We start from the raw sequence: 7,722 nt of genomic DNA, 5'->3' as shown, positions 1-7,722 counted from the left end.
GGCGCCGGCCATGGGAACGGTGCTCTGGAGCCGGTCGAACAGCACCCGGGTGGGTGTGCCACGCGAGGGGAAGACCACCCGACCGGGCCGGCCGTCCGCCCCGTCGCGTCCCAGTTTGCCGTTGCTGCCGTTTCCCCAGGTGTAGAGGTTCCCGTCGGATCCGAGCGCTGATACATGACCCAAGCCGAGGCTGACTGTTCTCCAAGTAAAGTCGTACCTTGTACCGGCTGGTTTCTCTACCAGGCCGGGGTGGTTTGACTGTACGATACTGCGGTCTCGTCCCGGCGCAGCGCCACCTCCTCCCCATGTGTGAAGGTTCCCGTCGGAACCGATGGCAGCGGGAAAAGCATTGCCACCTGAAGCCTGTTTCCATGTAAACCCGCTGCCTGCTCCTGCAGGATTGTCTGCTGTACCGGGTGTGGATAGCCCGCTAGGAAATCGTCCTGAACCACCGAAACTGTTGTCCCCCCAAGAGTGAAGACGCCCGTCAGCGCCTATGGCCAAGGCATATCTCCATCCTGTACCCACCCGGGTGAAACGTATGCCAGAAGGCGGCGGTGGCGTAATAGCAACCTGTTGGTTGCCGGCAGTCGGTCCATGATCTGGACTGAGATTCCATCGTCCCCGGCTTCTACTCAAACGTGTTTTCGAGTTTGAGGATCGGACGTGGGTTGCATCGAAATCTGCCGTTTGCCTCTGAGCAGACAACGGAGACTGCTGACTTTCGCCACCATGCATGGCTGTTGACGCGCTGGTCTTGGCACGGTTATTCGCACTGGCCGTAGCAACACCGGTGACCATACCAGTCATCAAAGTCGACAAAACGGCAGAAACCGCAGCCGGAATTTGCAGAACGCATTTGTTCCCCATTACTGAATTCCTCCCCAACACGCCTTTGTATCTCAACTCTCCCCCGATGAAATACAGACGCAGTACCTCACAAAACCAACTATAGTTTAGCAGTACTTGCCCCAGTCTGCAAAGCCACCTGTTGCGGACCCTGACTCTTCCCTTCGTTACGGAGCATCCGGCAGAAATACGAAAGCCGATGAACATCTGTTGATTCCGATCCGACACTACAGATGGGACCTGTGGTACGAATGCAGACATCTCATGGGCCACTGTCTGTTAGGGCAAATCCCATGGCATCTCCAGCACCAATACAAGTGTGCGCGCCAAGCCACTACCTGGTGGGGACGGGGGAACAGGCATGTGTCTCATAACAGCATGGATATCCGGAGATGGCAGTGGCGAATGGCATATCCATCGCATGGACAGGAAAAGGACCGGTCATCTTCCGTCCGGGTAAGCACGACCCCTTAAAAGCAGACCTGATTCCTGAACCCACCACGCATCTGGCAAATTCCGACAGATGAGACCATTCATCATCATCCGGGCTGGAAAAAACAGGCATGTTCCAGTGACCCCTCCATGCCTAATCAAAGCGGAAGCCATCGTTTAGAATGGGAATATGTGCGGAAGATTCGCGGCGGCCCTGGACTATTCCGGTCTGGCGGAACGGTACCGGGCCCGGCGGGCACCAGGGCTGCCCGGACCTTCATGGAATATCGCTCCCGGGGCGACCATTGCGGTCGTAGCCCAGGACCGAAGTGGCGCCCGCCACCTGAATCCGGCCAGTTGGAACCTGGTACCGTCCTGGTCCCCCGACGACCACCTGGACTACCCGACCCATAACGCCCGGGTCGAAACGGCCTTGGCCAGACGGACCTACGCCGATGCGGCACGGTCCCGACGCGCCATCATCCCCGCCAGCGGCTACTACGAATGGACCAGGGACCACAAACCCTACTACTTCCAATCACAGGATGGAGCACCCCTGTCCATTGCCGGACTGTACTCCTGGTGGCGCAGGGATGGCCACTCCCCCTGGCTGCTGACGGCCACCATCCTGACCACCCAGGCGGAAGGCGGGGCGGCCCTCGTACATGACCGCATGCCCCTCCTGATCACCGACACGAACGCCGATGACTGGTTGGATCCCGACCTGGACGGATCGGATGTATTCCCCCGGGCCGTGGAGCTGGGAAGCAAGGCATCGGCTCGGCTGGTCCAACGCCAGGTAGCACCGCTCAAAGGCGATGGACCCCACCTGACCGAGAGCATCACGTTGAGATTATGAACGCCTGCCGGAGCAGGAGGATACCGGTCTGCAGCCGGCAACCGTCTGGCTACAGGACCCAGGATACACTGACCAGCACTTCTCCCCTCCCGAATTTCGGTAGGACACACGGGCAATGGGCAGAGGAGATTCGGCTCACCCTGGCCCGGCAACCGGAGCCAAGACCGGGTACTGACGCGAATAGGCGGAGAACGCCGTCTACTGCTCCTCCAAACTGAAGCCCAACTCCTGGGCGGCCCCGGTGGGAATGGGGTCGAAGGCCCAGTATTCACCCAGATTGTCATCGGAGGAGAGACTGCGGATCTCGGCCTGGTCGATGTAGACCTCCCCGGAAAGGTGGTCGGTCTCGTGCTGGAATATGCGGGCCGGCCAGCCGTGCATGGTCTCCCGGTGCTTCCTGCCGTTCTCGTCCTGCCAGGCAGCCTCGATGTCGAGCCAGCGGCTGCGAACCGCCTGGTATCCCTCCAATGAGAGGCATCCCTCGTAGAAGGATGTTCTGGTGGTGCCCACCGGCCCATATGAGGGGTTGATGATGGTCCTGAAGGGAAGTTCGGCGATTTCTCTAGGGTCGTCCTCATCGTCACGCAGGTGGTCCTCAATGACCGCGATAGCCAGCCCAAGGCCGATCTGCGGGGCCGCCAGACCCACTCCGGGAGCGTCAAGCATGGTCCGGCGCATGACCTCGATCAGCCGGTTCAGGGTCCTCTTGGAGAGTTGACCGGCATAGGGTTCCGTCTGCTGTCGCAGGACCGGCTCGCCCATCTGGACGATGGCAAGGGTGCCCGCGCGTCCGGCATCCGAGAGCATGGCATCAACCTGGTGGTTGAGAGCGGTATCGATCCTGGCGTTTCTTCCGAACATGGGAATGGTCTTTCTCGGGTATCAGATAATCAGCTTGCTTGGGCAGCCCTCACAGAGACAGCTCGTCGGCGACGGTCTTGGCCAGACGCTGGCAGACCTGGTCGGCCTGCTCCTGGGTGGCCGCCTCGGCCATGACGCGGACGAGAGGCTCGGTGCCGGAGGGACGCAGCAGGACCCTGCCGGTCGCCCCAAGGAGCTCCTCCTCCCGCTCCACGGCCGCCTGAACCTTGGCGTTGGTCCGGGCCGCGTTCTTGTCCACACCGGGCACGTTGATCAGCTGCTGGGGCAGCTGCGGAAAGTCGGCCGCCAGCTCCTTCAGACTCCTGCCCGAACGCACGACCTCCTTGGCCAGTGTCAGGGCGGTCAGGGTGCCGTCGCCGGTGGTGGCGAACTCGCGGTTGATGACATGGCCGGACTGCTCACCGCCCAGGGTGTACCCGCCGCGGAGCATCTCCTCCAGGACGTACCGGTCGCCGACACCCGTCTGGACCGTGACGATGCCCATCTTCTTCAGGGCCAGCTTGAGTCCCAGGTTGCTCATGACGGTGACCACCAGGGTGTCGTTGGCCAGCTTGCCCTCGCGCTGCTTGGCCCGGGCCAGGATACCCATGATCTGGTCCCCGTTGACCATGGCGCCGTCCTCGTCCACGGCCAGGCACCGGTCGGCGTCCCCGTCGAAGGCCACGCCCATGGCCGCATCCGAGGCCCTGACCATCGCCTGGAGCTGTTCGGGATGGGTGGACCCCGCATGCTTGTTGATGTTGTACCCGTCCGGCGAGGCGTTGATGACCACCACATCCGCACCCGCCCTGCGCAGTGCCTCGGGCGCCACGACCGAGGTGGCGCCGTTGGCGCAGTCGGCCACGATGCGCAGACCGTCAAGTGGCTTGGTCTGCGTCTTGTCGGGGTTGATGGGGGCCACAGCCTCGACCAGGTGGTCGATGTACATGTTGGTGGCGGTCACCGTGTCATGCGACACACGGCCCACCCCGTCGCCGGTCGGGCGCTCCCATTCCTGCCCCAGGACGGACTCGATCTCGTCCTCCTTGGCATCCTGGAGCTTGAACCCGCCCCGGGCGAAGAACTTGATGCCGTTGTCTGGCATGGGATTGTGGGAGGCCGAAATGACCGCCCCCATCTCCACGTTGAGGACGCTGGTCAGGTAGGCGATGCCGGGGGTCGGGATGATGCCCACATCGATCACGTCGAACCCACCGGCCGACATGCCGGCTGCTAGCGCCGAGGCCAGGAAGTCACCGGAAACCCTGGTGTCACGGCCGATCAGGGCACGCCTGCGCCCCTCGGACTGGTCCGCCCCCTTGCCCAGTATCCGCACCGCGGCATCACCCAGGTCCAGAGCCAACTGCGCGGTTAGATCCCTGTTTGCCAATCCGCGAACACCATCGGTACCGAATAATCTTGGCATCTCACTCCTCCGACTTCATGGGCGGGTTTACAGGAGTCCCACCCATCTCCACACTAGGTTCATTATGGCCCCTCCCCTACCGGGACCGGAGCGGACCGGACCTTTTGCACACCACTTCCACTGAAGGACGGGGAACAGAATGGGAGGAACCGGAATGACAAGAGTCGGAATGATGAAGAACGGGTCGGCACAGGCCTGAATAAGGCAGGTCGGAATGGCGAGGGGCGGACGAGGACGGAACCTGTTTTTGCCTGCCAGGGGGGGGGGGCATCCGCCAATCCCTTCGCAAGAGGAACCTTTCCGCCAACCGGGGCGTGCGTATCGGCCGGACCAATCCGCCACGGGATTGAGCGAAACCGGAAGGTCCTGACCGGGAAACCGGTAAGTCCAACCTAGGGGCGGGCATGCAACAGCCCGGCCGGTTCCAAGCACCCTGGACCGGCCGGGCCTTCGGGTTCAGTCCTGCTTCCTGAGCTGCTCGTTGTAGGAACGGACCCTGAGGAAGCGGCGGGATGACTCCGTGTTCTGGATGATCATGCCACGCAGGGCCTTGGGGGCCTCCTGGTGGGAGGCCATCCACTCGTCCCCGGCCTCGACCAGGGCACGGGGATCGGCTGACGCCGGATAGAGCCCGCCGGCGGAGAGTGGGTTGATCAGTGTTTCCGCAATGTGGAATGTCTTGTGCTCCCAGATCCAATCCACGGCCTTGAAGAACCGCTCCACATAAGGGGCGAAGAGGTCCTCGGGGCCTGAACCGGAGAAGCCGTCGGCCAGGGCCTCGATCTGCGAGTTGGTCAGGTCCTGGTTGTTCAGGGCCTGATCCCAGGCCCATTCCTTGGCCTCGGGGGTGGGCAGGGCAGCCCGGGCGCCCATGGCGAACTCACGGTTCTCGGTGGTGTCGTGCCGGGAGAGTTCCTGGTCGATCTCCCCGTCCGCGAGGAGGTCGTGGGCGGCCAGGGCATGGATGATCACCCAGCGGGTGTTGTTGTCGATCTCCAACCCTTCCAGCTCCAGATCCCCCTTGAGGAGACCGCGGGCGGTCTCCTCGAAGTCGGGGTCGTCACCGTACCCAAGGTAGGCGCGGACCAGCTGGAATTGTTCGTCCGAGCCGGGTTCGGCCTTCCGGGCCAGGTCCCAGAGGGTCTGGGCCACCAGCTGGAGGATGGGTCGGCGACGACGGCCGGCCACGAAATGATGGGCTGCGGTCGAGATCTGCGAGAGGGCGTAGCGGAAGGTGGTGGACTGATGCTCGGTGGAAAGGGCCTTGAGGCTGAGCCCGATGAATCGCTCCGCCGGGAATTCGGCATCCCGGGTCATGTCCCACAGGCTCAGCCATACCAGGGCCCTGGTCAGGCGGTCCTGGATCCGGTAGAGGTTCTCAGCCGCGAAGTCCAGGGAGTCCTGGTCCAGACGCAGCTTGGCATAGGTCAGGTCGTCGTCGTTGATCAGGATCAGGGCCGGACGCTTCCTGCCCCGGGCGGCCTGGACCTCGGTATGCGCGCCCTCCACGTCCAGCTCGAACCGATCCGTACGCACCACCTGGCCCTGGTCGTTCAGGTCGTAGAACCCGACTGCCAGGTGGTGGGGGCGCAGGACGGGATGCTCCTCGGGGGCGGTCTGGTCGATTTCCATGGAGGCGATCAGACCGTCCGAATCGGTCTGGACCCGGCTGGTCAGGGTGGTGATGCCGGCCTCCTCCAGCCAGAGCTTGGACCACCTGCCCAGATCACGACCACTGGTCTTCTCCAGCTCGGCCAGGAGGTCGTTCAGGGTGGCGTTGCCGTAGGAATTCGAGACCAGGTACTGGTGGATCCCCTGGAAGAACCGGTCACGGCCCACCCAGGCCACCAGCTGCTTCAGGACGGAGCCTCCCTTGGCGTAGGTGATTCCGTCGAAATTGACCTCGGTGTCATGCAGGTCCTTGATGGGCGCCACGACGGGGTGGGTGGTGGGCAGCTGGTCCTCGGTCAGGGCCCAGCTCTTCTCGCCGGAGCAGAAGGTGGCCCAGTCGTCGCTCCACTCGCTGGCCTCCGCCGTGGCCAGGGTCGACATGAACTCGGCGAAGGACTCGTTCAGCCAGAGGTCGTTCCACCACTTCATGGTGACCAGGTCACCGAACCACATGTGGGCCAGTTCGTGCAGGACGGTCTCCACACGGCGGTTGATCTGGGCCCCGGTGGCCTTGGACTCGAAGATGTAGGAATCACGGAAGGTGACCAGGCCGATGTTCTCCATGGCTCCGGCGTTGTATTCGGGCACGAAGATCTGGTCGTACTTGGCCCAGGGGAAGGGCAGGTCCCAGGTCTTGGCGTAGAAGGCGAACCCCTTCCTGGTTACCTCGAAGAGGTAGTCGGCGTCCTTGTCCAGGGAGTCCTTCAGGGCCTGGCGGCAGTAAAGGCCCATGGGGATGGTCCGACCGTCCTCGTTGGCGTATTCGCTGGTCCAGGAGGCGTAGGGTCCGGCGGCGAAGGCGGTCAGATAGGAGCTCATGACGGGTGTGGTCTCGAATACCCACCGACGGCAGGATTCGCTCCGCCCGCCCTCCAGGGTGTCGGGGGCGGTCTCCTGGTCCAGGCCTTCCTGGCTCCTGACCGGCATGTTCGACAGGACCAGCCAGGAGGCAGGGGCCGTGACCGTGAAGTCGAAGGTGGCCTTGATGTCGGGTTGGTCGAAGACCCCGTAGACGCGGCGGGCATCGGGCACTTCGAACTGGCTGTAAAGATAGACGTTACCATCGGAGGGGTCGACGCTGCGGTGGAGCCCCTCGCCGGTGTGCGAATAGAGGCAGAGGGCGGTGACCTTGACCTCGTTGTGCTTCTTGAGGTCAGCCAGCTCGATACGGCTGTCCCCGTAGACCTGGGCCGGGTCCAGACGCTCCCCGTTCAGCTCGATCAGGCTGACCTCGTCGGCGATCAGGTCCAGGAAGGTCGACTCCCCGGGCTTGGCATCGAAGGTGATGGTGGCCCGGGAGAGGAAGGTCCTGGGACCCTTGGTCAGATCCAGGGCGACCTGGTAGGTGACGTTCGATACGACGATTGCGCGTTCTTCCGCTTCCACACGCGTCAGATTGGCTCCGGGCATGGTTTCCTTTCCATAAGGCTGGTGGTCAGGGACCTCCTGAAGGTGCTGGGCGCACCGTCCGTTCCAGGTCGGGTCCTGTAGATATGGAACAAGTCTAATCAATGACCCGGGCAAGGAGACCCAGGCCGGGCGGTCCGGCACAGCTAGGGTGGGCCCGGGAACCAGCATGGTTGACCTGACAAGGGCGACTTCTCTCCAGGCGTATCAGGAAGGA

The 7,722-nt window shown here is 63.0% G+C and carries 5 protein-coding genes and 1 pseudogene; 1 reads left to right on the top strand and 5 read right to left on the bottom strand.

Going from position 1 to position 7,722, the window contains the following annotated elements; all coding sequences use genetic code 11:
- Both Q0K62_RS01880 and Q0K62_RS07980 read right to left on the bottom strand, forming a co-directional pair.
- A partial coding sequence (locus Q0K62_RS01880; RefSeq protein WP_297316291.1) for an RCC1 domain-containing protein occupies nucleotides 1-183 on the bottom strand: 183 nt, incomplete at its 3' end.
- 279 nt (nucleotides 184-462) lie between these two features.
- A pseudogene (locus Q0K62_RS07980) lies at nucleotides 463-738 on the bottom strand (hypothetical protein); the annotation flags it as partial.
- A gap of 733 nt (nucleotides 739-1,471) precedes the next feature.
- Between Q0K62_RS07980 and Q0K62_RS01875 the strand changes: the two are divergent.
- A complete protein-coding gene (locus tag Q0K62_RS01875) occupies nucleotides 1,472-2,140 on the top strand; it encodes an SOS response-associated peptidase (protein ID WP_297316290.1) in 669 nt (222 codons plus the stop codon).
- Between the two features lie 198 nt (nucleotides 2,141-2,338).
- Here Q0K62_RS01875 and Q0K62_RS01870 read toward each other — a convergent pair whose 3' ends face one another.
- The 3 genes from Q0K62_RS01870 to pepN all read right to left on the bottom strand — a co-directional run bounded on the left by Q0K62_RS01870 (nucleotide 2,339) and on the right by pepN (nucleotide 7,508).
- Entirely contained in the window at nucleotides 2,339-3,001 is a 663-nt protein-coding gene (locus Q0K62_RS01870) for a peptide deformylase (protein ID WP_297316289.1), read from the bottom strand.
- A gap of 49 nt (nucleotides 3,002-3,050) precedes the next feature.
- Complete coding sequence (gene glmM, locus Q0K62_RS01865; protein ID WP_297316288.1) at nucleotides 3,051-4,427, bottom strand: phosphoglucosamine mutase; 1,377 nt, start codon at nucleotides 4,425-4,427, stop codon at nucleotides 3,051-3,053.
- 456 nt (nucleotides 4,428-4,883) lie between these two features.
- Complete coding sequence (gene pepN / locus Q0K62_RS01860) at nucleotides 4,884-7,508, bottom strand: aminopeptidase N (protein WP_297316287.1); 2,625 nt, start codon at nucleotides 7,506-7,508, stop codon at nucleotides 4,884-4,886.
- Nucleotides 7,509-7,722 lie beyond the last annotated feature (214 nt).

The sequence above is a fragment of the uncultured Bifidobacterium sp. genome (assembly GCF_945269915.1).
Lineage (GTDB): Bacteria > Actinomycetota > Actinomycetes > Actinomycetales > Bifidobacteriaceae > Bombiscardovia > Bombiscardovia indica.
This window is presented reverse-complemented; position numbering and strand designations above follow the sequence as displayed.

Excerpts from the sequence above, each read along its gene's own strand:
- Q0K62_RS01870 (WP_297316289.1), bottom strand. The coding sequence starts at position 3,001 with ATGTTCGGAAGAAACGCCAGGATCGATACCGCTCTCAACCACCAGGTT.
- glmM (WP_297316288.1), bottom strand. The coding sequence starts at position 4,427 with ATGCCAAGATTATTCGGTACCGATGGTGTTCGCGGATTGGCAAACAGG.
- Q0K62_RS01875 (WP_297316290.1), top strand. The coding sequence starts at position 1,472 with ATGTGCGGAAGATTCGCGGCGGCCCTGGACTATTCCGGTCTGGCGGAA.
- pepN (WP_297316287.1), bottom strand. The coding sequence starts at position 7,508 with ATGCCCGGAGCCAATCTGACGCGTGTGGAAGCGGAAGAACGCGCAATC.